The organism is Pseudomonas sp. M2(2023), assembly GCF_030263955.1.
Taxonomy (GTDB): domain Bacteria; phylum Pseudomonadota; class Gammaproteobacteria; order Pseudomonadales; family Pseudomonadaceae; genus Aquipseudomonas; species Aquipseudomonas asiatica.
Genome location: NZ_CP127114.1, coordinates 3,423,893 through 3,448,929 on the forward strand (window position 1 = coordinate 3,423,893; position 25,037 = coordinate 3,448,929).

The window sequence follows — 25,037 nt, forward strand, 5'->3', positions numbered from 1 at the left end:
TGTGCCGGCCTCTTCGCGGGTGAACCCGCTCCCACAGGTACAGCACATTTTTCAGATTCTGTGAGTCCCCTGTGGGAGCGGGTTCACCCGCGAAGAGGCCGGCACAGGCAACATCTCAACGCCCGGCCAACCGCGCCCGGTAGCTGCCAGGGCTCTGCCCGGTCCACTTCTTGAACGCCCGGTGAAACGCACTGGGCTCCTGGAACCCCGTCTGCTCGGCAATCTCGGCAATGCTCAACTCCCCTTCGCGCAACCGCTCGAAGGCCATTGCCCGGCGCACCTCATCCTTGATCTGCTGGTACGAACGCCCTTCCCGCTCCAGCTGCCGACGGAAAGTACTGGCACTGACCCCCTGCTGCTGCGCCAGCGCCGCCAGCGTCGGCCACTGCCCATAACGCCGCGCCCGCAGGTGCCGGTACACTTCGGCCACCAGCCCGTTCTGGTTGCGAAAGCGAATCACCAGCCCCTGTGGCGCACTGCGCAGGAAGGTTTTCAGGGCCGCCAGGTCCTGCACCACCGGCAGGCGCAGGTAGGCGCTGTCGAACTCCACCTCGGTGCGCCCGCTGCCCAGGCGCAGGTCCGGCCCCCACAGCAGCAGGTCGTCTTCCTGGGCCGGGCGCGACACCGCCAGCTCGGTGCGGTCGATGGCGATCCGCCGCCCGGCCAGCCAGCACAGCATGCCGATCATCAGCACCAGGTAGGTTTCCTCGGCATATACCCGGGTCAGCGGGTCGGCGATGCTCGACTGCACGCTGATCAGCGCCCGCCCGCCACGCACCGTCAGGCTGCCGCGCAGATCGCGCAGGAACAGGCCAAAACCGCCCATGCACTGGCGCAAGGCCTTCTCCAGGTTCGGCTCCAGGATCAGGCCCCGGCAGATCAGGGCGAAACTGCCCGGCGGCATGCCGTGGCTGTCGAGGCGGAAGAACTCATCGTCCAGGCGCTGGATCAGCGCCAGCCACAGCTGGGCGAAGGCCTTGGCCGGTACACGCGCCTGGGGCTGCTCGAGCAGTTGTGGGTCGATGCCCACCGCACGCAGCTGCGCATCGCGTTCGGCGGGGCAGTCGCGCAGGGCATGGAGCATGGCATTGAGGAAGTACACGGCGACCGAATCGCTATCGCGCATGGCGGTTTTCGCTGTCTATGCTGAGTGGCAAAAAGTGCCAGGTTGTCTGAACAGTTCCGGCATAGGCTGCAACAGAGCCTTTGCCTAGACTCGGTCCCACTCCGGGATCGTCGGCCATTCTCGCAGAGCCTGGCCCGGTCCCGCCATGCCTTCGCAATCGGAGCCCCTATGAGCAGCGCAGAAATCTACGTCGTCAGTGCCGTCCGTTCAGCCATTGGTGGTTTTGGCGGTTCCCTCAAGGACCTGCCGCTAGCCGACCTGGCCAGCGCCATCACCCGCGCCGCCATCGAGCGCTCGGGCGTGGCCGCCGAGCAAGTCGGCCACCTGGTGATGGGCACGGTGATCCCCACCGAACCGCGTGACGCCTACCTGGCCCGCGTAGCGGCAATGAACGCCGGCATCCCCAAAGAAACCCCGGCATTCAACGTCAACCGCCTGTGCGGCTCGGGCCTGCAGGCCATCGTCTCGGCAGCCCAATGCCTGCTGCTCGGCGACACCGACGTGGCCGTGGCGGCCGGTGCCGAATCCATGAGCCGTGGCCCGTACCTGCTGCCGCAGGCACGCTGGGGCGCTCGCATGGGTGACCTGCAAGGCATCGACTACACCGTCGGCGTGCTGCAGGACCCGTTCGAACACTTCCATATGGGCATCACCGCCGAGAACGTTGCGGCCAAGCACGGCATTACCCGCGAAATGCAGGATGAACTGGCCCTGACCAGCCAGCGCCGCGCTGCCCGCGCCATTGCCGAAGGCCGCTTCGCCAGCCAGATCGTTCCGCTGGAACTGAAAACCCGCAAGGGCAGCGTGCAGTTCAGCACCGACGAGCATGTGCGTGGCGAGGTGACCGCCGAGCAACTGGCAGGGATGAAGGCGGTGTTCAAGAAAGACGGTACCGTTACCGCCGGCAACGCCAGTGGCATCAACGACGGCGCTGGCGGCCTGGTACTGGCCACTGGTGATGCGGTGCGCCGCCTGGGCCTGAAGCCCCTGGCCCGCCTGGTGGGCTATGCCCATGCCGGCGTCGAGCCTGAACTGATGGGCCTTGGCCCGATCCCGGCCACCCGCAAGGTGCTGGAGAAGACCGGCCTGAGTGTGCAGGACCTGGACGTGATCGAGTCCAACGAAGCCTTCGCTGCCCAGGCTTGCGCCGTGGCTCGCGAACTGGGCTTCGACCCGGAAAAGGTCAACCCCAACGGTTCGGGCATTTCCCTGGGTCACCCGGTGGGCGCCACCGGCGCGATCATCGCCACCAAGGCCATCCATGAGCTGCAGCGCATCCAGGGCCGCTATGCCCTGGCCACCATGTGCATCGGTGGTGGCCAAGGCATCGCCTTGGTCTTCGAGCGCGTCTGACGGAGCCTGACACATGAGCATTGAACAGATTGCCGTGATCGGCGCAGGCACCATGGGCAACGGCATTGCCCAGGTGTGCGCGGTAGCCGGCTACCAGGTGCTGCTGGTGGACGTGTCCGACGCTGCGCTGGAGCGCGGCGTGGCCACCTTGAGCAAGAACCTCGAGCGCCAGGTCGCCAAGGGTACCCTCGACGCCGACAAGGCGGCAGCTGCCCGCACCCGCATTCGCACCAGCACCGACTACACCCAGCTCAGCAGCGCGCAAATGGTGATCGAAGCCGCCACCGAGAACCTGCAGCTCAAGCAGCGCATCCTGCAGCAGGTGGCCGCCAACGTCGCCGCCGACTGCCTGATCGCCACCAACACCTCGTCGCTGTCGGTCACCCAGCTGGCGGCCAGCATCGAGCACCCCGAACGCTTCATCGGCGTGCATTTCTTCAACCCGGTGCCGATGATGGCGCTGGTCGAGATCATTCGCGGCCTGCAGACCAGCGACAGCACCTACGCCCAAGCGCTGGTGGTGACCGAAAAGGTCGGCAAGACCCCGATCACCGCCGGCAACCGCCCTGGGTTCGTGGTCAACCGCATCCTGGTGCCGATGATCAACGAAGCGATCTTCGTGCGCCAGGAAGGCCTGGCCAGTGCCGAGGACATCGACACCGGCATGCGTCTGGGCTGCAACCAGCCGATCGGCCCGCTGGCCCTGGCCGACCTGATCGGCCTGGACACCCTGCTGGCGATCATGGAGGCCTTCCATGAAGGCTTCAACGACAGCAAGTACCGCCCTGCCCCGCTGCTCAAGGAAATGGTCGCCGCCGGTTGGCTGGGGCGCAAGAGCGGCCGCGGTTTCTTCACCTACTGAGGAGCGAACGCCATGCCCCCGGTCAATGCCGCGATGCGCTGTGCCAACTTTGAAGAGCGACGTGACCGGGCCATGGCGCTGTTTGCCGAAAAGGGCTTCGGCCAGGTCAGCATGCGCGAGCTGGCGGCCCATGTGGGGCTTACCGCAGGCTCGCTGTATCACCACTTCCCCAGCAAGCAGGACCTGCTGTACGACCTGATCGAGGAGTTGTACGAGGAATTGCAGGCCACCCTGGACCAGGGGCGCCGGGCCATGGCGCGCGGGGCGTCGGCGCTGAGCTGCCTGATTGCCGCGCACTGGCAGCTGCATGCCGAGCGGCCCATGCAGTTTCGCCTGGCGGAGCGCGACTTCTGTTGCCTGAGCGACGACCAGCAGGCGCGCCTGGCCTTGCTACGCAAGCGCTATGAGGCGGGGTTGCTGAGGTTGATCGCACCGCAGGCGAAGTTGCAGGGGGAGGCCCTGGTGGCCACGGCGCATGTTGTGGCGACACTGCTGAACCAGTTGCCGGGGCTGTTGAAGGCCTTGCCCGAAGAACAGGGGCTGGGGTTGATGGAAAGCATGCTGGTGGGTGGGCTGGAGCGGACCCTGCGCTAACCTGCACCGGCCTCTTCGCGGGCTTGCCCGCTCCCACAGGAAACCCGCAGGCTTCAAGGTTTGCACAGAACCTGTGGGAGCGGGCGCGCCCGCGAAGAGGCAAACACAGTCAGCGCAGGAGCGACTGGATCTGCTCGTGCAAGGTATCCAGGTCGAACGGCTTGGCCAGGATCGGTGCCTTGCGGGTGATCGGGCTGCCGGACTCGAGAATCTCCGCCGGGTAGCCGCTGATGAAGATCACCTTCAGGTCCGGCCGCAACTTCACTGCCGGCTCGGCAATGTCCACCCCGGAAATCCCGCCCGGCAAGCGGAAGTCCGTCACCATCAGGTCGAGGTGCGGCTTGCTCGCCAGGATCGCGAACGCCTGCTCGCCATCCTCGGCCACCAGCACGTGGTAGCCCTCGCCTGCCAGGTAATCACGCAGGATCATGCGAATCGCCGGTTCATCCTCGACCACCAGTACTACATCTTGTGCATCTTCACTCATGTCAACGCCTTGAAATACTTACAGCTGGCCATCAGACCCCAGGCTCACGCAGAGGTTGCCCTTGCCTGGTCGTTTTGTTGTTCGCAGGTTGCCAGTGGCAATTGCAAGGTGAAGGTGGCGCCTTTGCCCTCTTCACTCTCCACCAATATGCGCCCGCCATGGGCCTGGACGATCTGCTCCGATATGTACAGCCCCAGGCCCAACCCACCACTGGCCTGCTGGGTGGCGACCCGCTCGAACTGCTGGAAGATGCGCTGCTGGTTGGCAATGCAGATGCCGATGCCATGGTCCTGCACCTGCACGCAGGCCAGGCCGTCCTGCTCGAATACCCGCACCTGCACCGGTTTGCGCTCACCATAACGCAAGGCATTGGACAACAGGTTGGCCAGCACCTGCTCGATGCGAAACTCGTCCCACTCGCCCAGCAGCGGCTCGCAGCGTTGCAACTCGATATGGGTGTCCAGTGCGCTGGCCTGGGCAGCAAAGTTCTCCACCAGGCCGCGCACCAGTTGGCCCAGGTCGAACGCCTTGGGCCGCAGCGACAGTTTGCCGGTGCGGATGCGCGATACATCAAGCATATCTTCGACCAGGCGGATCAGGCTGTTGATCTGCCGCTCGTCGCGCTCGACCATGGCCTGCAGCTTGTCGACGCTGAAGGCGGCAAGGTTGCCGCGTGCCAGGTGCAGCTTGCGCAGCTGGGTTTCCAGAATCAGGCCATTGAGCGGGGTGCGCACCTCATGGGACACGATCGACATGAAGTCATCGCGCATGCGCACGGCATGCTCCAGTTCACCCCGCGCCGTCTGCAGCTGGGCCAGCAGCAGTTCCTGCTCCTGGCGGCTGCGTTCCAGGGCCTGCAATTGGCGGTCGAGCACCTTGCGCTGGCGGTACAGGTCGACGAACACCGACACCTTGCTCTTCACCGCCAGAGTGTCGAGCGGCTTGTGCAGAAAGTCCACCGCACCGCTTTCATAGCCTTTGAACGCGTAGTTCATCTCGCGCCCGGCGGCAGTGACGAACACGATGGGGATGTTGCGGGTCTTTTCCGTGCCGCGCATCAGCTCGGCCAGCTCGAAACCGTTCATGCCCGGCATCTGCACGTCGAGGATGGCCAGGGCGAACTCGTGCTCGAGCAACAGTGACAACGCTGCCTCGGCCGACTGGGCCTGGTGCACCTCGCGGTCTTGGCCCTGGAGCAGGGCGTCGAGGGCCAGCAGGTTTTCTGGCAGGTCGTCGACGATCAGCAGTTTGGCGATGGTGTGGCTTAGCATGCGCTAGGTTCCAGGGCGGCGAGCAATCGCTCGATGCCACTCAGAGAAAGAATATGGTCGGGCTGGTGCAGGGCCAGTGCGGCCTCCGGCATCAGCGCCACCTGTGCGTCGCAAGGGTCCTGGACCACGGTCCGGCCCCCGTTGCGCTTGATATAGGCAAGGCCTTCTGCGCCATCCTCGTTGGCCCCGGTGAGCAACATGCCCAGCAGGCCGGCACCATAGGCATCGGCCGCCGACATGAACAGGTAGTCGATCGCCGGCCGGGAAAAATGCACCGGCGGCTCCTGGCTCAGCGACAGGGTCAGGTCACGCTCCACCGACAGGTGATAACCCGGCCCGGCCACGTAGATCTGCCCGGGGCGCAGCGGCTGTTTGTCACAGGCCTCGCACACTGGCCGCCGCAGGCGACGTTGCAGCACCTCGGCCAGCTGGCTGTGGCGGTCATCCGGCAGGTGCAGCACGCAAATTACCGGAATGGCGAAGCCGGCCGGCAACGCGCCCAGCACACTGAATAGCGCTGTAACGCCGCCGGCCGAGGCGCCGATCACCATCGCGCGTACGCCTTTCATGACTTGCGGTAGATCCGTTCGGGCTTGACCAGCGGCTCGAAGCGCTCGCTGTAGGCGGAGAAATCCACCGATTCCTTGCTGCCCAGCACCAGGAAGCCGCGGTGGCACAGGGACTCGTGGAACAGGCCCAGGGCGCGGTCCTGCAGTTCCTTGTTGAAGTAGATGAGCACGTTGCGGCACGACACCAGCTGGGTTTCGGAAAACACGCTGTCGGTGGCCAGGCTGTGGTCGGCGAAAGTCACGTTGTCCCGCAGGGTGCTGTCCATGATGGCGTTGCCGTAGGCTGCCGTGTAGTACTCGGCAAAGTCCCGTCGGCCACCGGCGATGCGATAGTTTTCGGCGTACTCGCGCATGCTCTGCATCGAGTAGATACCCTGCTTGGCCTTGTCCAGCGAATGCGGGTTGATGTCGGTGGCATAGATGATGGTGCGCTCCAGCAGGCCCTCCTCGCGTAGCAGGATGGCCATCGAATACACCTCCTCGCCCGTGCTGCAGCCGGCAATCCACACCTTGATCGACGGCCAGGTGCGCAGCAGCGGCACCACTTCGTTGCGCAGCGCCAGGTAGTGCCCCGGGTCGCGGAACATCTCGCTGACCGGGATCGTCAGGTACTGCAGCAACTGCATGAACATGCCTGGGTCGTGCAGCACGCGCTCCTGCAGCGCCGACACCGTCAGGCAGTCGAACTGGCGCAGCGCATGCAGGATCCGGCGCTTGATCGACGCGCCGGAATAGTTGCGGAAATCGTAGCTGTACTTGAGGTAGATGGCCTCGATCAGCAAGCGGATTTCGATATCGGTGTTACGTTCGCTAGTCAAATTCGCTCCAGTTGCGGCAGCCACACACGGATCAGCGAGAACAAGCGGTCCAGGTCGATCGGTTTGGCCAGGTAGTCGTTGGCGCCGGCCTGCAGGCAACGCTGCTGGTCATCCTTCATCGCCTTGGCGGTCACGGCAATGATCGGCAGCTTGCGCCAGCGTGGTTGCTGGCGGATCAGCCGGGTGGCCTCGAAGCCGTCCATTTCCGGCATCATCACATCCATCAACACCAGGTCGATGTCGTCATGCTGCTCCAGGCGCTCGATGGCCTCGCGGCCGTTGCGGCCGATTTCGACGATCGCGCCCTTGTGCTCCAGCGCGCTGGTCAGGGCAAAGATGTTGCGCACGTCGTCGTCCACCAGCAGCACCTTGCGGCCTTCGAAAACCTTGTCGCGGCTGCGCGCGGTCTTGAGCATGCGCTGGCGTTCGTTGGACAGCTGCGACTCGACCTTGTGCAGGAACAGCGTCACTTCGTCGAGCAGGCGCTCCGGCGAGCGTGCGCCCTTGATGATGATCGAGCGCGAATACTTGAGCAGGTCGGCTTCTTCTTCGCGGGTAAGATTGCGCCCGGTATACACGATCACCGGCGGGAAGGCACGGATGTCTTCGGCGGTCATGCGCTTGAGCAACTCGTTGCCGAGCATGTCTGGCAGCTTGAGGTCAATGATCATGCAGTCGTAGATATTCTCGCGCAGCAACGCCAGGGCATCCTGGGCCATGGCCACGGCGGTGATCTCGACATCGTCGTCGCCGATCAGACGGGCAATGCTCTCGCGCTGCAGGTCGTCGTCTTCCACCAGCAGGATGTGCTTGAGCTTCTGGGTCAGCTTGGCCTCCAGCCGGGCGAAAACTTCCTTGAGTTGTTCACGGCTGGTGGGCTTGACCGCGTAGCCGACGGCACCCATGTGCATGGCGGCCTCGACGCGGTCCTCAACGGAAATGATATGCACCGGGATGTGCCGGGTGCTCGCTTGCTCCTTCAGGCGTTGCAGCACGGTCAGGCCGGAATGGTCGGGCAGGCGCATGTCCAGCAGGATGGCATCGGGGATGTACTGCACGGCCAGTTCGAAGCCCTCGTCGGCGCCCTGCGCCACCAGGCAGCTGTAACCCAGCTCGTGGGCCAGGTCGAAGAGGATGCGGGCGAAGTTCGGTTCGTCTTCGATCACCAGGATGCAGCGGTTGCCGAACGGCGCGCGCTCACGGTCATCGGCAAACACTGGTGTCGGGCGTTTCGGTGCCGCCACCACTGGTGCCTGCGGCGCGGGTGGCAGGCTATCGACCGCAGGGCGCAGGCTGAGCGGCTCGATATCCTGCGCCACGCGCTCATAGCGCTCCGGCAGGATCAGGCTGAATACACTGCCCTGGCCGGGGCTGCTGTCGACGCTGATCTGCCCACCCAGCAGGTGCGCCAGGTCGCGGGAAATCGACAGGCCCAGGCCGGTGCCGCCATAACGGCGGTTGCTGGTGCCATCCACCTGGTGGAATGCGCCGAAGATCGCCTGCTGCTGGTCGGCGGCGATGCCGATGCCGGTATCGCGCACGGCAAAGACGATGCCGGTGCCAGGCTGGTAACCGATGTTCAGGCTGACCTGGCCGCGCTCGGTGAACTTGATGGCGTTGGACAGCAGGTTCTTGAGAATCTGCTCCAGGCGCTGGCGGTCGGTGAACAGCGTGGCCGGCACCTGCGCCTCGGTGGTCACCTCGAAGGCGAGGCCCTTGTGCCCGGCCAACGGCTCGAACATGCTGCGCAGGCCTTCGACCAGGCGCTCCACCTGAGTGGTTTCAGGGCGCACTTCCAGCTTGCCGGCTTCCACCTTGGCGATGTCGAGAATGTCATTGATCAGGTTGAGCAGGTCGTTGCCGGCCGAATAGATGGATTCGGCGAACTTGACCTGCTCGTCGCTGAGGTTGCCCTCGCCGTTTTCCGCCAGCAGCTTGGCCAGGATCAGCGAGCTGTTCAGCGGCGTGCGCAACTCGTGGGACATGTTGGCGAGGAATTCGGACTTGTACTTGCTCGAACGCTGCAGTTCCTCGGCACGCGCCTGCAGCTCGTCCTGGGCCTGGAGCAGTTCGTCGTTCTTGCGGTCCAGCGCCTCGGTGCGCTCCGACAGCTGCTCGTTGGTCTGCTCAAGCTCCGCCTGCTGGGTTTCCAGGTGGGCCTGGGACTCCTTGAGCACGCGGGATTGCTCTTCGAGCTCTTCGTTGGCGGTTTTAAGTTCTTCCTGCTGCACTTGCAGCTCTTCGTTCAGTTGCTGGGTTTCGGCCAGCACCTCCTGCAGGCGCTGCCGGTAACGGGCGCTTTCGATGGAAATACCGACGTTGCCACGGACCCGCTGCAGCATCTCTTCGTCACGCTCCTGCAACGGCCGCAGGAAGCCCAGCTCCAGCACGCCGTTGATCTGCCCGTCGTCGCTGGAGGGCATCAGCATGGCACTGCGCGGCAGGCCCCTGCCAAGGCCGGAGCTGAGTTGGAAATAGTCTTCAGGCAAGTCGTCCAGGCGCAGCAGCCTCGCTTCGCGCACGGCCTGGGCCAGCAGCCCCTCGTGGTCACCCAGTACCTGCTCGCGCGCCTGCTCCTCGGCATCCAGGCCATAGCTGGCAACACGCACCAGGCGGCCATGTTCGTCACGCACGTACAACGCGCCTACCACGCTGCCCAGGTAGCTGGCGAAGAAACGCAGGATGTTGTCACCGAGCATGGGCAGGGTCAGCTGGCCGAGCACCTGTTCGGACAGTTGCGTCTGCCCGTTGCGCAGCCAGGCCTGATGCTCCAGGCGCTCGGCGGCGCGCTGCTGGGCCTGGAAGTTTTCGTCATAGGTAGCGGACAGCGCCAGCAGGTCGCGCCGCCCGAGGTAGGCCAGCAAGGCGCTGAGGCCGACGATGAACAGCACGAAGGACGACATGACCGTGACGGTCACACTGTTGACCCGCTCGTTGCGCGCCATGCGCAATTGTTGTTCGCTGCCGATGAGGTTGTCGAACTCCTTGCGGATCTCATCGGTCAGGCGCTTGCCGCGGCCGTTGCCGATCAAGGCGCGGTAATCACCCTGGCTGCGGCGCAAGTTGATCATCTCGCTGCCGAAGGTGTTCCACGCTTGCTGCAGGGCGATCAGCCGGTCGATGCGTTCGACCTGTTGCGGGTTGTCCTCGACCATGCCGCGCAGGCTCTGCAGGCTGCCGAAAATGCGCGGCTTGGCCACCTCGTAGGGGTCGAGGAAACGCTCATCGCCGGTGATCAGGAAGCCACGCATGCCGGTTTCCATGTCGATCGACAGTTTGACCGCTTCGTTGGCATTGCCGATCACCCGGTCGGTGTGCTCGACCCACTGCAAGGCCGAAAGCAGGTAGTTGATCACCGCAACGAAGGCCACGGCCCCCAGCAGGCCAACCCCCAGGGGTAGGCCGACGTTGCGGCTCAACAGCTTGCGGAAGCTTCGCTGGTCCATCGAGGCTGCTTGAATCATGTGAAAACGCCCGAGCTAAAAGTCCATTGAAAAGTGTGGCGGATCTGTCTTTGTCATTATCTGCCACTGCGCCGTCCTGTTAAGCGAGTCTAACCAGCTTTGCCGGGTCTGGCAGGGCATTTAGCCAGTATTTGAAGGCAGCGTGCGCCAAACGTTCCATCTGATTGCAGTGCCCGGTATCCTCGGGAACTTCTGCTGCCATCTGGAGCACAGATTAAAGACATTCATTAGCACAGGATCCGAACCATGCACCTTCTGGTAGTCGAAGACGACGACATCGTACGCATGCTGATGGTCGAAGTGCTCGACGAACTGGGCTACAGGGTCATCGAGGCGGACAGTGCCGGCGCGGCGCTGCGTATTATCGAGGACCCGGGCCAGGAGTTGGCGCTGATGCTGACCGACGTGGGGTTGCCAGACATGGGTGGCGAAGAGCTGGCCGGCAAGGCGCGCGAGCTGCGGCCGCTGTTGCCGGTGCTGTTCGCCAGTGGCTATGCCGAGAACGTCAATGTACCGGAGGGCATGCATCTGATCGGCAAGCCGTTCAGCATCGACCAGTTGCGTGACAAGGTACAGGCCATTCTGGGTAACCCTTGAGATCGGTGTCGCCTGCTTCGCGGGCTTGCCCGCTTTCACAGGGAACGCGCAGCCCCAAAGCTGGCGCTGTACCTGTGGGAGCGGGTTCACCCGCGAAGGGGCCGGAACAGGCAGTACACCTCACAGCTCCCTGCGCAACAGGTAGCTATCCATGATCCACCCCTTGCGCGCCCGCTCCCGCTCACGCACCTCCAGTATCTGTGCCTTCACCGTTTGCAATGGCCCGGCAATCAGCACCTCATCCGCAGTCCCCAGGTACGCGCCCCAGTAGATCATCAACGCCGGATCATCGAGCCGGGCAAACGCGCACTGCCCGTCGAGCATCACCAGCACATTGTCGATCTGCCCCTGCCCGGCCAGGCGCCGCCCTGGCAATACGGTCAACGGCTCACCGATGCGGTTGAGCGGCATCTGATGGCGCGCTGCCAACGCCTGCACGCTGCTGATGCCCGGAATGACCTGCAGGCGCAGCGCCACACCACGCTCGCGGACCAGGCCAAGGATGCGCAGGGTGCTGTCGTACAGCGTCGGCTCGCCCCACAGCAGAAAGGCGCCGGTTTCCCCAATGCCTATCTCCTGTTCGATCAGTTGGGCATACAGCGCTGCACGCTGCCGGTGCCAGTCCTGCACCGCGCCCAGGTAGTCATCGGCCTGGCCATCGCGTGCAGGGTCGGCCACCTGCACCAGGCGGTAGCCACCCTCGGGCCGGTAGCGTTGCAGGATGGCCTTGCGCAGGCGCAGCAGTTCGTCCTTGTCGCCGCCTTTGTCGAGCACGAAGAACACACTGGCCTGGCGCAGTGCATCGACCGCCTCGTAGGTGACCTGGCGCGGGTCACCCGGGCCGATGCCGATCAACAACAGGTCTTTCATTGCCCTGCCCTTTGCGGGAACCAGCAGCCATTGTCAGGTGGCTGCCGGTATTTGGCAAAGCGCCCCGTCAGAAGATGGAGAAGTTGTAGCTGACGATGACCCGTGTCTCGTCCATGTCACGCGCCCATTTTTCATAATTGCTGCGGTAAGTGGAATTACGCAGGCGCACGCTTACGTCCTTGAACGTGCCACCTTGCACCTGGTACTTGAACTCGGTGTCGCGTTCCCATTCTTTGCCTTCGGCCGTACTGCCCGGCACCTTGATATTGTCACCGTTGATGTAACGGGTGAAGAAGGTCAGGCCAGGCACGCCCAGGGCCTTGAAGTCATAGTCATAACGCACCTGCCAGGAACGCTCCTGGGCCGCGGCGAAGTCGTTGACCTGGGCATAGTTGACCAGGTAAGGGTTGGTGCCATCCAGGTATGGCATGGCACTGTCGCCATACATGCGCTGCCAACCGGCACTGAGCTTGTGGCCACCCAGGCTGTAGCCGAGCATGCCGCTGAACGCGCGATGGTCGATTTCGCCGGCGCGGGCATTGCCGATGTCATCACTCTTGATCAAGCGCAGGTCTGCCGACAGGCTGCCCACCGCCAATGGCTGGCTGGCCACCAGGCCGAGGAAGTGCTGGCGGTAGATGTTCTCCAGCTTGGCCACCTGGTACTGGGCGCTGAAGCGTTCGTTGAAACGGTAATCGACACCAGCCAGGTCGAAGTGATCAGCCTCGATACCGCAGGCATAGCGCTTGTTCTTGCAATGCACGCGAATGTCCTGGCGGTCGGTGGAATCCCGTGCGGTGTACTTGTCCAGGCGGGCCAGGGTGAACTTCAGGTCGCGCACTTCTTCGGAAGTGAGCATGGCGCCATGGAACATGGTCGGCAGCAGGCGGCCATCGTTGTACTTGAGCAACGGTACATCCGGCATCATCGAACCGTACTTGAGCACGGTACTGGAAACCTTGACCTTGGCCGCCAGGCCCATCTTCGCGTACTGGTCGGCCGAGTGGCGCGGGTCGTGACCGGAAGACGGCAACAGGCCGCTGTTACTGTCCGCCGGGCTGGAGTCAAGTTTGAAGCCGAACATGCCCAGCGCATCCACGCCAAAACCTACCGGCCCCTGCGTGTAACCCGACTGCACATTGAGGATGAAACCTTGTGCCCATTCTTCGCGTTTGGACGCACCCTGGCTGGAACTGCTGTGGCCGTCACGAAAATCCCGGTTGAAATAGACATTGCGTGCTTCGACCTTTGCACTGCTGTCTTCAAGAAAACCGGCGGCCTGGGCATTGACGCCGGCACACAACAGGAACAAGCCGGCAACACGACGCCCGGGGGCGAGGGGGAAAGGGGCAAACATGGGAGAAAACATCCGGAATCAAGGCGAGTAAACAACCTGTGGCACGTGTTGGCCACGGTACTGCGAGGGGGCCGAACAATAGCCGGCCATCATCTGAAATGATCGCGCGAAGCCTCTGGCACGGGCCATTGGACCATGGTCTAAGCGCGCCACAAGACAACCGCGGAAAAACCGGACAATACCGCACGCAAAACTAGGAAAGTTCCCTGCTTACTTACAAAAAGTTTGCAGTTTACCCAGTACCCATGAATGACTACACTCGATATCAGCGAACAGCGGAACCCACCCGCGTGGCCGGCGTTTTTATTCTTCTTCAATGTTCGTCACGCCCTGCCACGACCGACGTACAGGAGTGATTACAGTGTCCAGACTTGCAGAGTTTCGTGCTGCCGAAAAAGCGCTCCAGGAACAGATGGCGCAACTGGAAGCGTTGAAAAAGGATGCCGGCCTCAAACGCGAAATCGAATTCGAGCAGAAACTAGTCGGCCTGATGAAAAGCTACGACAAGAGCCTGCGCGATATCATCGCCATCCTCGACCCGAAGGCAGTGGCCCGGGTTTCCAGTGCAGCACCCAAGCAACAGCGCCGCGCGCGCGTGGTAAAGGTTTACACCAACCCGCATACCGGCGAGCGAATCGAGACCAAAGGCGGCAACCACCGTGGGCTCAAGGCCTGGAAAGAACAATACGGCGCCGCCACGGTAGAAAGCTGGGTACGCTGATGAAACGTCCACACGCACTTCACACTTTTTTCACAAGGGCTGGCTCAGTATCGAGACAGCTAAAGGACTAGCGACCCCATCACGCGCCCGCACATGCGGGCCTCTAATTCCAGCGCCCTGCCTTGTGCAGGGCGCTTTCATTTGCGCAATCGGCACACTGCCGTATCATGGTCAGCCTGTCTGTTTTGCCGGTGCCCTGCGCCCGGCCCCGTCTCAGGAGTTCCCATGAGCCTGCACGATCTGCAAACCCTGCCTGGCGTCACCGCCCAACCGGACGCCGCCACCGCCCAGTTCGTCTTCAACCACACCATGCTGCGGGTAAAGGACATCGAAAAGTCCCTGGACTTCTACACCCGCGTGCTGGGTTTCCGCCTGGTAGACAAGCGCGACTTCCCCGAAGCTGCCTTCAGCCTGTACTTCCTGGCCTTGGTCGACCCGGCGCAGATCCCGGCCGATGACAACGAACGCCACCAGTGGATGAAGTCTATTCCGGGCGTGCTGGAACTGACCCACAACCACGGCACCGAAAACGATGCCGAGTTCGCCTACCACAACGGCAACACCGACCCGCGCGGCTTTGGCCACATCTGCGTCTCGGTACCGGACGTACGCGAAGCCTGCGCACGCTTCGAGGCACTGGGTGTACCGTTCCAGAAACGCCTGCAGGACGGGCGCATGAACCACCTGGCCTTCGTCAAGGACCCGGACGGTTACTGGGTCGAAGTCATCCAGCCGACCGAGCTCAAAGGCTGAGCACTCATCGCTGCTCGCTCGTCGGGCCGGGAACTCCCGGCCCTTTGCTGTGGTATATGAAGGTAACTGCTTCACATGCCACAGCGAGGTAAGGACGATGCAATCTCTTCACTGTGAATATCGCAAGCACACCATCACCGCCAGCGTGATGCCCCACCCCGATTCCCCCCTGCCCTATGCCGCCGGGTGCCTGATTACCGACCCCGAAGGGCACACCAGCAGGCGCATGTCGATGCCGATGAAGTTCTTCTCCGACCTCGAGAACGCACAGCATGTGTCGCTGGCCCATGGCCGGGCGCTGGTCGACCAGCAGCTGGATGAAGGGCACAAGGTGTTCTGACCTTGTCAATGCTTGTGCCGGCCTCTTCGCGGGTAAACCCGCTCCCACAGGGGTAGCGCCGTTGCTACATGCGTGCGCTATCCCTGTGGGAGCGGGTTTACCCGCGAAAGGGCCGGCACAGGAATAATCAGATATCCCGGGCGTACGCCACCGCCGCCTCCACCTGCGCCAGGGTGGGTCGCACCCCGGTGTAAAGCACGAACTGCTCCAGCGCCTGCAGCGCAATCACCTCCAGCCCGGTGATCACTGGCTTATCCAACGCCCGCGCTCGGCGGATCAACGGAGTGCTCTCCGGCATCGCCACAACATCGAACACCCGCGCCGCCGCGGCGATGGCGTTCTCGGAAAACGCCAGCTCCTCGGCCTCGGGCCCGCCCGCCATGCCGATCGGCGTCACGTTCACCAGCATGGGTGGGCACAGGTCGCCCAGCTCCGCCACCCAGCGATAACCACACACATCCGCCAGCTGCCGCCCCGCCTGCTCGTTGCGCGCAACGATGATGCCTTCGGCGAACCCGGCATCGCGCAAGGCACTGGCTACCGCCTTGGCCATGCCGCCACTGCCGCGCAGGGCAAACGCCGTGGACGGGTCGACCTGGTGCTGCGCCAGCAACTGACGCACGGCCAGGTAATCGGTGTTGTAGGCCTTCAGGTGGCCATTGGTATTGACCAGGGTATTGACCGACTCGATGGCCGCAGCCGATGGGTCGATCTCGTCGACCAGGGCCATGCAGGCCTCCTTGTACGGCATCGATACCCCGCAACCGCGGATACCCAAAGCGCGAATGCCCGCCACCGCCGCCGGCAGGTCATCGGTGCGCATGGCCTTGTAGTAGAAGTCCAGGCCGAGCTGCTGGTAAAGGTGGTTGTGGAACCGTACACCGAAGGTGCCGGGGCGACCGGCCAGGGAAATGCACAGCACGGTGTCTCTGCTTGGAGTTGCCGACATAACCTGCTCCTTTGTCATAACTGAAACGTTTGTTCAGCGTAACAGAGGTAACCGCTGGTCGTCCCTTACACAACCTTTACCGTTCCCCCGTGCTCAGCTGACGAAGAGTGGAGTCATAGTAATAGGACCCCACACTTGGGGTGTCCTTGCGAGGGTTTCTTCATGAACCGTCACATTCCCGGAATCGCCCTGCTGGTCGGTGCCCTGGCCATCAGCGCACCCGCTGTCGCCCACGGCGGCCATGGCCATGGCGGTTGGTACGGCCCCGGCCCGCTGCTGGGTGCGGCCGTGGTTGGCGCCGTGGTCGGGGCGACGGTTTATGGCGGGCGTGACCGTACCGTGTACGTCGAGCGCCAACCGGTCTACTACGGGCCGCCCCCGGTGTACATGCAACCACCGCCACCGCCGGTGTACTACCAGCCGTACTACGTGCCAGCACCACCGCCTCCGGGCTACCGCACCTACTACGGTCCGCCACCGGTGTATTACGGCCCGCCGCGCTGGTAAATGTTGATAGAACCAATGACCACTATCGAGGAAGTTAATTTCAAACCGCCCCGGCTGCTGCGTAAGGTAGGGCCATGTTTTACAGGAGGTCCACATGGCCACTATCCAGATCATGTCCGTTGTTGGCAGTGCCGTCCCCGCTTCGCTGCGTGAGCAGGGCCTGCTCGCATGCTGGTACCTGGTGCGCAACGGCGAAGCCGTAAGCGGCCCGATGCCGACCCGCGCCTCGGCCCAGGCCCTGGTCGAACAGTTGCAACCAGGCACCATGGTCGCCTGACCCGTATTTGTTGTGCGTTGCTCCCTACGCCCTTCTGGCCCGCCTACCTGGCGGGTCTTTTTTTGCCTGGGCGTTACGCCTGCACCTCCCCGCCGCAGGCAATGAACATTGCCAACAACGCGGCCAACTGGTGCTCACGCTGACCGTAGCCCGCGCCAGGCAAGCTGGCCCAGATAGGCGCGGCCTTGGCGATCGCCTGGGCAATACGGCCAGCCTTGATCAGTGCCAAGGCACCGCGTTCGCTCAGCAACTTGATTGCCGCCAGGTCCTGGGCCTCAGGGGTAAAGCGGCCATTGAAGCCATAGGTACTCACGATGGCATCCCAGGTACCGGCCAGAATCTGGTACCGCCCAGCCGCAGAACTGTGGATGCCGTAGCTGGGCAACCACACCTTCTGCTTCGGGTGCCCGCTGTAGTCATTGAACAGTTGGCCGCCGACCAGGACGTTGTAGCCATCGTCGCTGGCAGCGATGGTCGAGGTACCCTCGGACCAGGCCAGCATGTCCAGGAACGCGAGCACGTTCGCACCGCCGACAGCGGCAGAATCCAATCGAGCCATGTTGTCTCCATGCAGAAGAAGCCCATACGCATGGGCGTGAACAGAATTTGTCTTGCGGGCCGCCTCACTCACCCTGCTTCCCGCGCAGGCGGGCGACGCCCTCGCCCTGGACGGTGACCTGCCGGGGTGGATGGCCACCTCGACTGGTCAGCGCTTCGATCTTGCCTTCCAGGCGCCCTACAGTGATCACCAGTTCATTGCGTTCCTTTGCAAACTGATCGGCCCTGGCCTGTGCTTCTCTTCGGGCGTCACGCTCGATATCGAGCAACTCGTTCAGGCGCCGGACCACGCCAATATCAGCGTTGTCCATGGCACGGTCAGCCGCATCCCTGGACAGCCACTTGCGCAGCCAGAGGAATGCGCCCAGCAACACGGTGCCTGTTCCGCCCAGCCAGGTGATGGTGCCTGGGCCGAGGTCAGTCGGATCCATGAAAACCTCATTACCAATGGTGATGTCGTAAGCCTGGAGAACAGCTTCTCGGTGGCTTTCCTTGCTTGCATGATAAATTTAGCCTACAGCTAATTTCATGACAAGGAAAATTTAGCTATAAGCATATTTAGCAGCAAGCTAAACACTGGCATGCTTCGCTCCATGGACATCTACGAAATTCGCAAGCACAACCTGGTCAAGCTGATCGGCAGCCAGAGAAAGGGATCCTGCGCGGAGCGCTGGGGGATGGCGCCCGCGCACCTGAGCCAGATCCTTTCGGACAAGACAGCGAAAAACCTGGGCGATGATGTGGCCCGCCGAATCGAGGGCATCGAAGGCTTGCCGCGGGGGTGGTTCGACGCGATGGCAGTGGGCGACCAGACGCAGTCGCCGGCCGAGGCGGGTGACAGCAAGCTTTCCGCAGCCGACCTGGTCAAGCAGATGCTTGCCAGAAGCGGCAGAGGCATCCCCGAAGAAACCCGGCAAAGGCTGCTGGCCGCCGCCGAGGAGCCGGCAGATTCGACACTGGTGGCCGCTGAACCTGCTCGGCCAGGCCTGGTGGGCGACGAAGTGTGGATTGCCCACTACGACGTCCGCGCAGCCATGGGTGGCGGGCAGATCCCCCACGACTACCCCGAGATGTTCAAGGATGTTCGCGTCAGCCCAAGCCACCTGCGCGAGCTGGGCGTGGAGTTCAGCGAGCACCACCACCTGAAGATGGTGACCGGTTGGGGCCAGTCGATGGAGCCGACCATCAAGCACCGCGACCCGCTGATCGTGGACGTCAGCATTCGCGAGTTCGTCGGTGACGGAATCTACTTCTTCTCCTGGGGCGACCACATCTATATCAAGCGATTGCAGATTGCCGACGAAGAGCATTTCGAGATGATTTCCGACAACTCGCGGCACAAGGACCGCATGATTCGCCGGGAAGAGACCTACATCCAGGCCAGGGTGCTGCTGGTGTGGAATGCACACCTTGTGTAAGGCGAAGCCCACCACCCCGGCGTAATGCTGTCCCTTCGCAGGCAAGCCCGCTCCCACAGCCAAGCGGTACGCGTACCCTGTGGGAGCGGCTTTAGCCGCGAAGAATCCAACGCGGTGCATGGCACCGGCTTCGCCGGTGTTCGCGGCTAAAGCCGCTCCCACAGAGCCCCTGCTAATTTAATGAGATATGCGCGGTTCTATGGGAGCGGGCTTGCCCGCGAAGGGCTGCAAGGCAGCCCCATCGATGCCACATCAGACTTGAGTGAACAGCATTACGCTACCCCGCAGGCTCTTTCTGACCTTCAGAAAGGTGCCGCCTCCTCGGCCTGCTGCTCGCTGTCCTGCTCGACGATAAAGTCGTCGCGCTCCTCCACGCTGCTGCGCTCCCAGCGCACCGTCACGCTCTCGTCGTCGTTGAAGGTCAGTTCCAACTCGGGCGTCTCGGCCAGCAGGCCCATCACCTCCTCCCACTCGGCATCACCGTCGGTATCCAGGCGATGCACCGTCACCCAGCGCTGCGTCTGCGCGAGCGGGTGGTTGATCATCGCTGATACCCGCAAGCTCAGACGCTCCATTCCGGTTATTTCCTGGCGCTGATGGGGCGTCGACTTCATGTGCTTAGACATACTCATATCCTGACGGCTGTATATTCGTACAGTATTCAAGGAAAGCTTATCTCACCGCCAAATCAAGCGTAAAGCCCCGCTGCGGAAAATTTTCGCCAACAGGTAATTTGTCGCCCGGCGAAATAATTTTAGCCATAAGCTATTGACGATGATTTAGCGCAGAGCTAAATTCCGCTCCAGCAGCCGCCACCGTGCTGCTGCGGCACCAACCGACATTTCCATTCAGGAGTTCCCCCCATGAGCGTAGATATCAGCAACCTCACCATCGCCGTTCCGGTAGCCGAATCGTCGATCAGCACCGTAGCGGTCGAAATCACCGGCAGCGAAGCGATTGCCCTGTACCCGAACTACGTGACAGTGCTCAGCGATGGTTCGGTCCAGTTGTCTGCCCCCACCAAAGGCGCTTCGAGCAAAAGCACCCGCAGGACCCGCTGCGAGTGGTCGGAGCCGGAATACTGGAGCCTGGGCGGCGCCTTGGATCACTGGAATCGCCAGGAAATGACACTGACCAAGGTCAACTGGGCGCAGAAGGTGGTTATCGCGCAGATGCACGTCTACGGGGACGACAGCCCGCCCGTGAAGGTGTTCTGGAAAAAGGGCGACATCACCCTGGGGTTTCGGCGGACCTACAACCAGGCGGATCCTGTGAATTCGACGGTGCTCAAGGGGGTACCGCTGGGGTCGAAGTTCGAGGTGAGCATCCACGCCACGTCGGCAGGCGTGGTCACCGTTACCGCCAAGTACAACGGGGTGACGGGTTCGTCCGGCGATCTCCAGTTCGACAGTACCTGGGCTTCGCGGCTGTTCGAGTTCCACGGCGGGGTGTACAACCAGGTGGACTACTCCGACACGACGCCCGCCGATGACGGCTCGATCTGCATCATCAGCGACCTCTCGCTGATCCATGCCTGAACCCAGGCACCCGGCGAGACATCCCGATGCCCCTGCATCCCGGCACAGGTTGCATCGGGATCGCCCTGCATTTAGCGATCAGCTCGAATGGCTGTCGCCCAAACTTCCTGATTCCCGGATGAACTAAGCTGTTCGGGTCTCTTTTTTCCAGACAGGGTTAGGCCCCATGAGACTGTTCGATTTCATTGATAGCAGTATGGAACCCATTCTCCAGGCTTGGGAAAACTACGCCCGCTCGGTTGAAACAGAGCTGCCGAAGCAGGACTCCTCCGGCTTGCGCGATCATGCCGAAAAGATGCTCCGCACCGTGGCCAAAGACATGAGAACGCCTCAGAGCAGGCAACAACAGTCCGAGAAGGCACAAGGCAGAGGCCCCAGGAGTTCAAGCGAAACCGCAGCGCAGACCCACGCTGTTGCTCGCTTGATAGCTGGGTTCTCGATGGACCAGATGGTGTCCGAATACCGGGCATTGCGCGCAAGCGTTCTGTCACTCTGGCTTACCCAGGAGTCGTTCGCAGACGCGCATCATGTTCAGGACATGATCCGGTTCAATGAAGCGATTGACCAGGCGCTCGCAGAGTCGATCGCTGCCTACGGAACGGCAGTCGAGGCGACCCGGAAAATGGTGCTAGCCGTGCTCGGTCATGATTTGCGTTCGCCCTTGGGCGCGATACTCATGGCTGGCGGGCTGATCCAGCGGCAGGCCGGGCTGGATGAAAAGGGAAAGGTACTTGCGACCCAGGTTTGTGCCAGTGCACATCGGGCAAATGTCATGATCAACGATCTGCTGGATCTGGCCCGCTGCAATCTGGGGACTGGCATTCCAGTGGATTTGCGGAAAATGGATTTGAATCCAATCTGCAAGGCTGTCATTGACGAACTGCGCACGGCGTTCCCGCACGCGCGGATCATCCTGGATGAGCAGGCGCACATCACGGGCCAATTCGACCCTGACCGCATCTCTCAGGTTTTCTCCAACCTGATAGGCAATGCCCTGCGCCATGGCGATGCAACGGCCCCGATCAAGGTCACGCTGGCCAAGGTGGATGGTGTTCCACGGGTCAGCGTCCAGAATTCCGGAGAACCTATTCCGCCCGAGGTGATGCCCTACATCTTCAAGCCGGAAGGGAGATACTCGAGCTACTCATCCGGAGAGCGGGGCTCAGCAGCGGGGCTAGGCCTTGGCCTGTTCATCGCATCGGAGATCGTGGCGAACCACGGTGGCAGAATTGAGGTGGAGTCGACTGAGGAGGAAGGGACGACCTTCGAGGTTGTTCTGCTGTCCTCGGCAGAGTGATGATGGGTCCAGAATTGGTACCGGATTAAATTTCGTTCACGTTGCGCCCTTTAGTCATAAGGCATTCGACAGCAAATCAGCCATACTCCAGAAATGTTTTTTGCGCTTTGCTAAGTTTTCGTGGGTGCCGAAACCCAATGAATTCGGGGGTTTCGCCTCTCTCGACCACTCTGCACCACCCGCAAAAACTCATCTATTGGTACAAAAAATGGTACCGCCTACCGCGGAGTTCTGCCGTCCACGATTCGTCTTGGCTCACCCCTTTCACAATCCTCTGCAGATTCCAGCGTGAGCAGGCCAATGGCTCAGGCCTCTTCCTGATCGAGCAGCGCCCACAGCCTGGCCGACTCGACGATCTCCAGCATGCCGACCAGGTCGCCGTCATCGACCTTTAGCCGCCGGCGCGCGGCATAGGCCTTCTCATTTAGCACTGCGCCGGTATAGGGCCGGCCATGATCGGTTGCCCGCATCACCAGTGACTGGTTTCCGAATTGGTGCACCGCTGGAGGCCCGGTTAAACCGAACATTCGCTTTGCAGAGGCCGCATTACGAAAATCCTGTATAACTGAACGGCCAAAACTGACCTTGACGTCCACATACGATGATCACCCAAGACCGTATCCAGCAGCTGTTCGACAAATACTTTGAACTGATTCGATTGGAGACGGTTGAATTCGGCGTGAGCGCTACGGAGGTACGCCATCTTTTAGGGCGGCTGGGCGAGTTCTACTGTGCGCTAGAGCTAGAAGGCACCCTCGCTCACCTAACCAACCAGCATGGCTTCGATGTGATCTGCAGGAGTGGTAGAAAGGTAAGCGTTAAGACGACGGCTCAGAAGAACGGATTTGTTCCTATCGGTAGGTCGACCATCGACAGAGTCGACGACCTAATGGTCATCCAATACCAAGACGGTGCGCTCTCGACTGTGTATTACGGACCTGTCGCGCAGGCAATCGCAGCAGCCCGCTACTACGCGCCAAGCGGAAACTATGAGCTCGATCTATCCAAGGCGCGCCGGCTGACGACCACTGCGAGCCCTTCTCTGAAAGATGCCCTAGCTGCTTTGCCAACTGGAGACCTATAAAAAGACAGCGGCTTTCAAGACCGTGCCGTAAATGCCCAGTTCATGCGGCGTCAGCGCCAAAAACGATTCCAAAACAAAGACGAAACGGCACGGCTACGGACCGCACACTGCAGGGGTCGCCGTTTTAGTTTTGGAATCGATTTTCACCTCCCTTGATGTCCTACCGGCCCATCCCCACCTTCCAGTTGCGCCATCTCGTCGCCTTGGGTTAGCTACCAAAAACGAAGCTCATGTCCGCCTGGTGCAGATTGGCAACCGGCTCCGCTGAACCCCGGTATCCACCCATACAGTGCTTTGTCTACTGAGACTAATCGTAAACCATGGATGACTCATGTAGCATGCGACGATCAATGGTTGACCGCTGCCTGAATCACACGTCAATCGTCAGAACGTCTAGGGAGAGATTTAATGGCGCTTTTAGGATTTACGTTTGATCTGAGGGTGTGGTCTGCGAGCCAGTCAATTTTGACCATGAATATGCTGGCTCAACAGGCTGAAAGCAACATACGCTCAGCTATCGAAAAGATAACTGAAGATAAAGCCATTGAAGAGCTAGTCTTCGAAGATGAGGATACCGATCAAAATGGACAACCTTTTCAGATTCGGCAGACTTACTACAGTTTTGGCCCGGTTTCAGCCGCCGACAGGGAAGACGTCATAACTGAGTACTCATACTTAATTACACAGTTGATGCGCCGTTCGGCATATCTAACCATATTTGGCTTATTTGAAGCCAGGCTAAACAAGATCTTAGAAACGCTCGAATACCACGCTGGCAAATCATCAGGCCACCGAAAACCCATCGAAGAATCACAAAAGTTACTAGACGCGGCATTCAGAGATCCTAAGGTAGAGTCATTGAACCACCTGATGATAATCAGGAATATTTGCGCGCATAGCGATGGGGTTGCCGAAAATTACAATGAAATCCTTGAAAGAAAACACAAGCTTGAACCAAAACATCAACGACTTATAAAAGCTATTGAAAGAACACATAGCAATGGAATAAGCGTTAATTTTATGAATATGATAAATATCGAGCAATCTTTCTTGCCCTACGCCATCAGTGAATTTGAAAGATACTTATCCAATATAGAACTACTGGGAAAACATCATTTTTAATAACAAAACGCCCCGTTCAGGTGACAACCCTAATCCATTAACTATCAAAGCCATTTTATCAAGCAGGTAGTTCGTGCCACGCTAGGCGCAAGACTTGTTTCGAAGCAGCTACAGACCGTAATTCACAAAATCGACCGCTTATTTGAAGCGTATTGGCGTATTTTGGAGCCTCTCTATAGTACTGCAGCAGTAGCGGAAATAATCGACCTCAGACCGCGACCAATGCGGCCTGCGAATCGAGCCTGTCTAATATGGTTCTGCCAGTTTCAGCGACTTTCGCCCAGCAAAACCGAGATGCTTTTGAGCGGTTTTAGACACCTGAACCACCCTCCCCGGCGTTCTGCCGAACGATTCCCTTCCTTTGTGTAGCTGCTCACTGCTTGTCGGGTCGCAGGCACCTTTCCTGCCCGACAAACTCCATCGGGAACAACCCGAAGCTGAGAGGTGGCCGTCATGCAGCCCCCGACGGTACCGTGCCCTGAACGCATCGCGCCGCAGCTCGTTACGCTGGTCGGCCGGCCACCCGCCGGCGCCTGGCGATACGAGATTAAGTATGACGGGTACCGGATGCTGGCCAGGATCGATGGCTCGGTTCAGCTGTTCACCAAGAACGGGTACGACTGGACGGACCGTATGCCGCTGGTGGCCGCGGACCTGGCCCGGATGGCCGTCCACTCGGCCTGGCTCGACGGCGAGGTGGTTGTGCAGGATGACGATGGCCGGCGGCGGGCATCAGTTTGGAGAGCGACATGGAGCCGCAGTAGGCGGGGCGAATGCCCTAGGAGGCATTGTGTACGAGGTGTTGGTTGAAGCGGAGGCCAGTGTGCTGCAATGCGAGATCACCGACCTCGTTGACGAGCAGTCGAAGACCGGCGCCTGGTCGAGCGACTGGGACGCCCATGGCTACAGAGAGTTAGAGTTCCGTGTGGTCTCCGGTCAGTGGCTCGATCCAGACGGTACACCCCATGACCTGGGCATGAACGGCTGCGCAGAAGTTGTCGACCGATACGCCGAGTTCATCGAAGAAGAGTTATGGGCGCCCTGCCCTGCCGATTCAATGAAAAGGTGGCAAATTCTTTCCGCCCTTTTCCCGAAGCACAAGTGA

29 protein-coding genes are annotated in these 25,037 nt (G+C 61.3%); 16 read left to right on the forward strand and 13 right to left on the reverse strand.

Annotated features, from left to right (window positions below):
• Positions 1-115 precede the first annotated feature (115 nt).
• Positions 116-1,126 carry an AraC family transcriptional regulator gene (locus QN085_RS15685; protein ID WP_003259468.1) on the reverse strand — a complete coding sequence of 337 codons (1,011 nt, stop codon included), beginning with the start codon at positions 1,124-1,126 and terminating at the stop codon, positions 116-118.
• Positions 1,127-1,294: 168 nt separating this feature from the next.
• Between QN085_RS15685 and QN085_RS15690 the strand changes: the two genes are divergently transcribed.
• From QN085_RS15690 to QN085_RS15700, 3 genes are read left to right on the forward strand one after another with little or no spacing between them, the layout of a single operon-like run.
• Complete coding sequence (locus QN085_RS15690; RefSeq protein ID WP_013973108.1) at positions 1,295-2,479, forward strand: acetyl-CoA C-acyltransferase family protein; 1,185 nt, start codon at positions 1,295-1,297, stop codon at positions 2,477-2,479.
• 13 nt (positions 2,480-2,492) lie between these two features.
• A complete protein-coding gene (locus QN085_RS15695) occupies positions 2,493-3,341 on the forward strand; it encodes a 3-hydroxybutyryl-CoA dehydrogenase (RefSeq protein ID WP_013973109.1) in 849 nt (282 codons plus the stop codon).
• Between the two features lie 12 nt (positions 3,342-3,353).
• A complete protein-coding gene (locus QN085_RS15700) occupies positions 3,354-3,935 on the forward strand; it encodes a TetR/AcrR family transcriptional regulator (protein WP_013973110.1) in 582 nt (193 codons plus the stop codon).
• A gap of 109 nt (positions 3,936-4,044) precedes the next feature.
• Here QN085_RS15700 and QN085_RS15705 read toward each other — a convergent pair whose 3' ends face one another.
• The 5 genes from QN085_RS15705 to QN085_RS15725 are packed head-to-tail and all read right to left on the reverse strand — an operon-like array spanning position 4,045 to position 10,544.
• On the reverse strand, positions 4,045-4,422 hold the full coding sequence (locus QN085_RS15705) for a response regulator (RefSeq protein ID WP_003256176.1): 378 nt from the start codon (positions 4,420-4,422) through the stop codon (positions 4,045-4,047).
• Positions 4,423-4,466: 44 nt separating this feature from the next.
• On the reverse strand, positions 4,467-5,693 hold the full coding sequence (locus tag QN085_RS15710) for a hybrid sensor histidine kinase/response regulator (RefSeq protein ID WP_023660825.1): 1,227 nt from the start codon (positions 5,691-5,693) through the stop codon (positions 4,467-4,469).
• Positions 5,687-6,262 (reverse strand): chemotaxis protein CheB, encoded by a 576-nt coding sequence (locus tag QN085_RS15715; protein ID WP_013973112.1) that lies wholly within the window; start codon positions 6,260-6,262, stop codon positions 5,687-5,689. The genes QN085_RS15710 and QN085_RS15715 overlap by 7 nt, the downstream gene beginning before the upstream one ends.
• Complete coding sequence (locus QN085_RS15720) at positions 6,259-7,080, reverse strand: CheR family methyltransferase (protein ID WP_003259474.1); 822 nt, start codon at positions 7,078-7,080, stop codon at positions 6,259-6,261. Before QN085_RS15720 ends, QN085_RS15715 begins: the two co-directional genes overlap by 4 nt.
• Complete coding sequence (locus tag QN085_RS15725; protein WP_024087339.1) at positions 7,077-10,544, reverse strand: response regulator; 3,468 nt, start codon at positions 10,542-10,544, stop codon at positions 7,077-7,079. Before QN085_RS15725 ends, QN085_RS15720 begins: the two co-directional genes overlap by 4 nt.
• Before the next feature lie 246 nt (positions 10,545-10,790).
• Here QN085_RS15725 and QN085_RS15730 point away from each other — a divergent pair, with 246 nt between their 5' ends.
• Positions 10,791-11,141: a response regulator gene (locus QN085_RS15730; RefSeq protein ID WP_023660826.1), complete on the forward strand. Its 351-nt coding sequence runs from the start codon at positions 10,791-10,793 to the stop codon at positions 11,139-11,141.
• Between the two features lie 120 nt (positions 11,142-11,261).
• Here the strand turns inward: QN085_RS15730 and cobF are convergent, their stop codons facing one another.
• On the reverse strand, positions 11,262-12,011 hold the full coding sequence (gene cobF, locus QN085_RS15735; protein ID WP_023660827.1) for a precorrin-6A synthase (deacetylating): 750 nt from the start codon (positions 12,009-12,011) through the stop codon (positions 11,262-11,264).
• Between the two features lie 67 nt (positions 12,012-12,078).
• Entirely contained in the window at positions 12,079-13,368 is a 1,290-nt protein-coding gene (locus tag QN085_RS15740) for an OprD family porin (RefSeq protein ID WP_024087340.1), read from the reverse strand.
• 361 nt (positions 13,369-13,729) lie between these two features.
• On the opposite strand from QN085_RS15740, the gene QN085_RS15745 reads away from it, so the two are divergent.
• From QN085_RS15745 to QN085_RS15755, 3 genes are all read left to right on the forward strand, one after another.
• Positions 13,730-14,089, forward strand: a complete 360-nt coding sequence (locus tag QN085_RS15745) for a histone-like nucleoid-structuring protein, MvaT/MvaU family (RefSeq protein WP_015270810.1) — start codon at positions 13,730-13,732, stop codon at positions 14,087-14,089.
• Positions 14,090-14,314: 225 nt separating this feature from the next.
• On the forward strand, positions 14,315-14,842 hold the full coding sequence (gene gloA, locus QN085_RS15750) for a lactoylglutathione lyase (RefSeq protein ID WP_013973118.1): 528 nt from the start codon (positions 14,315-14,317) through the stop codon (positions 14,840-14,842).
• 97 nt (positions 14,843-14,939) lie between these two features.
• The gene (locus QN085_RS15755) at positions 14,940-15,182 is read left to right on the forward strand and encodes a hypothetical protein (RefSeq protein WP_023660829.1); all 243 of its coding nucleotides are present in this window, start codon (positions 14,940-14,942) and stop codon (positions 15,180-15,182) included.
• A 127-nt stretch (positions 15,183-15,309) separates the two neighbouring features.
• Here QN085_RS15755 and QN085_RS15760 read toward each other — a convergent pair whose 3' ends face one another.
• Positions 15,310-16,131 carry a shikimate 5-dehydrogenase gene (locus QN085_RS15760; protein ID WP_024087341.1) on the reverse strand — a complete coding sequence of 274 codons (822 nt, stop codon included), beginning with the start codon at positions 16,129-16,131 and terminating at the stop codon, positions 15,310-15,312.
• Positions 16,132-16,293: 162 nt separating this feature from the next.
• Between QN085_RS15760 and QN085_RS15765 the strand changes: the two genes are divergently transcribed.
• Together QN085_RS15765 and QN085_RS15770 are read left to right on the forward strand one after the other, a co-directional pair.
• Entirely contained in the window at positions 16,294-16,638 is a 345-nt protein-coding gene (locus QN085_RS15765) for a hypothetical protein (protein ID WP_015270813.1), read from the forward strand.
• Positions 16,639-16,732: 94 nt separating this feature from the next.
• Positions 16,733-16,915 carry a hypothetical protein gene (locus QN085_RS15770; RefSeq protein WP_003259487.1) on the forward strand — a complete coding sequence of 61 codons (183 nt, stop codon included), beginning with the start codon at positions 16,733-16,735 and terminating at the stop codon, positions 16,913-16,915.
• Between the two features lie 73 nt (positions 16,916-16,988).
• On the opposite strand, the gene QN085_RS15775 is transcribed toward QN085_RS15770, so the two are convergent.
• Both QN085_RS15775 and QN085_RS15780 read right to left on the reverse strand, forming a co-directional pair.
• A complete protein-coding gene (locus QN085_RS15775; RefSeq protein WP_023662614.1) occupies positions 16,989-17,474 on the reverse strand; it encodes a glycoside hydrolase family 24 protein in 486 nt (161 codons plus the stop codon).
• Positions 17,475-17,538: 64 nt separating this feature from the next.
• Entirely contained in the window at positions 17,539-17,904 is a 366-nt protein-coding gene (locus QN085_RS15780) for a hypothetical protein (RefSeq protein WP_013973123.1), read from the reverse strand.
• A gap of 162 nt (positions 17,905-18,066) precedes the next feature.
• Between QN085_RS15780 and QN085_RS15785 the strand changes: the two genes are divergently transcribed.
• A complete protein-coding gene (locus tag QN085_RS15785; RefSeq protein WP_013973124.1) occupies positions 18,067-18,891 on the forward strand; it encodes a S24 family peptidase in 825 nt (274 codons plus the stop codon).
• A gap of 302 nt (positions 18,892-19,193) precedes the next feature.
• Here QN085_RS15785 and QN085_RS15790 read toward each other — a convergent pair whose 3' ends face one another.
• Positions 19,194-19,517: a DUF1654 domain-containing protein gene (locus tag QN085_RS15790; RefSeq protein ID WP_023662493.1), complete on the reverse strand. Its 324-nt coding sequence runs from the start codon at positions 19,515-19,517 to the stop codon at positions 19,194-19,196.
• A gap of 237 nt (positions 19,518-19,754) precedes the next feature.
• Here QN085_RS15790 and QN085_RS15795 point away from each other — a divergent pair, with 237 nt between their 5' ends.
• Together QN085_RS15795 and QN085_RS15800 are read left to right on the forward strand one after the other, a co-directional pair.
• Positions 19,755-20,429 (forward strand): polysaccharide lyase family 7 protein, encoded by a 675-nt coding sequence (locus QN085_RS15795; protein WP_023662494.1) that lies wholly within the window; start codon positions 19,755-19,757, stop codon positions 20,427-20,429.
• Positions 20,430-20,595: 166 nt separating this feature from the next.
• The gene (locus QN085_RS15800) at positions 20,596-21,726 is read left to right on the forward strand and encodes a sensor histidine kinase (RefSeq protein ID WP_031325291.1); all 1,131 of its coding nucleotides are present in this window, start codon (positions 20,596-20,598) and stop codon (positions 21,724-21,726) included.
• 305 nt (positions 21,727-22,031) lie between these two features.
• Here QN085_RS15800 and QN085_RS15805 read toward each other — a convergent pair whose 3' ends face one another.
• Positions 22,032-22,226: a hypothetical protein gene (locus QN085_RS15805; protein ID WP_285687205.1), complete on the reverse strand. Its 195-nt coding sequence runs from the start codon at positions 22,224-22,226 to the stop codon at positions 22,032-22,034.
• 101 nt (positions 22,227-22,327) lie between these two features.
• On the opposite strand from QN085_RS15805, the gene QN085_RS15810 reads away from it, so the two are divergent.
• From QN085_RS15810 to QN085_RS15825, 4 genes are all read left to right on the forward strand, one after another.
• A complete protein-coding gene (locus QN085_RS15810) occupies positions 22,328-22,810 on the forward strand; it encodes a DUF6998 domain-containing protein (protein WP_285687207.1) in 483 nt (160 codons plus the stop codon).
• A 408-nt stretch (positions 22,811-23,218) separates the two neighbouring features.
• The gene (locus QN085_RS15815; RefSeq protein WP_285687208.1) at positions 23,219-23,932 is read left to right on the forward strand and encodes a hypothetical protein; all 714 of its coding nucleotides are present in this window, start codon (positions 23,219-23,221) and stop codon (positions 23,930-23,932) included.
• A gap of 567 nt (positions 23,933-24,499) precedes the next feature.
• Positions 24,500-24,742 (forward strand): DNA ligase-like domain-containing protein, encoded by a 243-nt coding sequence (locus QN085_RS15820; protein ID WP_285691313.1) that lies wholly within the window; start codon positions 24,500-24,502, stop codon positions 24,740-24,742.
• On the forward strand, positions 24,723-25,037 hold the full coding sequence (locus QN085_RS15825) for a hypothetical protein (RefSeq protein WP_108479875.1): 315 nt from the start codon (positions 24,723-24,725) through the stop codon (positions 25,035-25,037). Before QN085_RS15820 ends, QN085_RS15825 begins: the two co-directional genes overlap by 20 nt.

What these genes read in the sequence shown, in the direction of transcription:
- QN085_RS15700 (WP_013973110.1), top strand. Translation starts at nt 3,354, where the DNA reads ATGCCCCCGGTCAATGCCGCGATGCGCTGTGCCAACTTTGAAGAGCGA.
- QN085_RS15740 (WP_024087340.1), bottom strand. Translation starts at nt 13,368, where the DNA reads ATGTTTGCCCCTTTCCCCCTCGCCCCCGGGCGTCGTGTTGCCGGCTTG.
- QN085_RS15815 (WP_285687208.1), top strand. Translation starts at nt 23,219, where the DNA reads ATGGCGCTTTTAGGATTTACGTTTGATCTGAGGGTGTGGTCTGCGAGC.
- QN085_RS15705 (WP_003256176.1), bottom strand. Translation starts at nt 4,422, where the DNA reads ATGAGTGAAGATGCACAAGATGTAGTACTGGTGGTCGAGGATGAACCG.
- QN085_RS15800 (WP_031325291.1), top strand. Translation starts at nt 20,596, where the DNA reads ATGAGACTGTTCGATTTCATTGATAGCAGTATGGAACCCATTCTCCAG.
- QN085_RS15695 (WP_013973109.1), top strand. Translation starts at nt 2,493, where the DNA reads ATGAGCATTGAACAGATTGCCGTGATCGGCGCAGGCACCATGGGCAAC.
- QN085_RS15755 (WP_023660829.1), top strand. Translation starts at nt 14,940, where the DNA reads ATGCAATCTCTTCACTGTGAATATCGCAAGCACACCATCACCGCCAGC.
- QN085_RS15780 (WP_013973123.1), bottom strand. Translation starts at nt 17,904, where the DNA reads ATGGATCCGACTGACCTCGGCCCAGGCACCATCACCTGGCTGGGCGGA.
- QN085_RS15810 (WP_285687207.1), top strand. Translation starts at nt 22,328, where the DNA reads ATGATCACCCAAGACCGTATCCAGCAGCTGTTCGACAAATACTTTGAA.
- QN085_RS15795 (WP_023662494.1), top strand. Translation starts at nt 19,755, where the DNA reads ATGAGCGTAGATATCAGCAACCTCACCATCGCCGTTCCGGTAGCCGAA.
- QN085_RS15760 (WP_024087341.1), bottom strand. Translation starts at nt 16,131, where the DNA reads ATGTCGGCAACTCCAAGCAGAGACACCGTGCTGTGCATTTCCCTGGCC.
- QN085_RS15715 (WP_013973112.1), bottom strand. Translation starts at nt 6,262, where the DNA reads ATGAAAGGCGTACGCGCGATGGTGATCGGCGCCTCGGCCGGCGGCGTT.
- QN085_RS15765 (WP_015270813.1), top strand. Translation starts at nt 16,294, where the DNA reads ATGAACCGTCACATTCCCGGAATCGCCCTGCTGGTCGGTGCCCTGGCC.
- QN085_RS15820 (WP_285691313.1), top strand. Translation starts at nt 24,500, where the DNA reads ATGCTGGCCAGGATCGATGGCTCGGTTCAGCTGTTCACCAAGAACGGG.
- QN085_RS15730 (WP_023660826.1), top strand. Translation starts at nt 10,791, where the DNA reads ATGCACCTTCTGGTAGTCGAAGACGACGACATCGTACGCATGCTGATG.
- QN085_RS15785 (WP_013973124.1), top strand. Translation starts at nt 18,067, where the DNA reads ATGGACATCTACGAAATTCGCAAGCACAACCTGGTCAAGCTGATCGGC.
- QN085_RS15770 (WP_003259487.1), top strand. Translation starts at nt 16,733, where the DNA reads ATGGCCACTATCCAGATCATGTCCGTTGTTGGCAGTGCCGTCCCCGCT.
- cobF (WP_023660827.1), bottom strand. Translation starts at nt 12,011, where the DNA reads ATGAAAGACCTGTTGTTGATCGGCATCGGCCCGGGTGACCCGCGCCAG.
- QN085_RS15790 (WP_023662493.1), bottom strand. Translation starts at nt 19,517, where the DNA reads ATGTCTAAGCACATGAAGTCGACGCCCCATCAGCGCCAGGAAATAACC.
- QN085_RS15725 (WP_024087339.1), bottom strand. Translation starts at nt 10,544, where the DNA reads ATGATTCAAGCAGCCTCGATGGACCAGCGAAGCTTCCGCAAGCTGTTG.
- gloA (WP_013973118.1), top strand. Translation starts at nt 14,315, where the DNA reads ATGAGCCTGCACGATCTGCAAACCCTGCCTGGCGTCACCGCCCAACCG.
- QN085_RS15690 (WP_013973108.1), top strand. Translation starts at nt 1,295, where the DNA reads ATGAGCAGCGCAGAAATCTACGTCGTCAGTGCCGTCCGTTCAGCCATT.
- QN085_RS15775 (WP_023662614.1), bottom strand. Translation starts at nt 17,474, where the DNA reads ATGGCTCGATTGGATTCTGCCGCTGTCGGCGGTGCGAACGTGCTCGCG.
- QN085_RS15685 (WP_003259468.1), bottom strand. Translation starts at nt 1,126, where the DNA reads ATGCGCGATAGCGATTCGGTCGCCGTGTACTTCCTCAATGCCATGCTC.
- QN085_RS15710 (WP_023660825.1), bottom strand. Translation starts at nt 5,693, where the DNA reads ATGCTAAGCCACACCATCGCCAAACTGCTGATCGTCGACGACCTGCCA.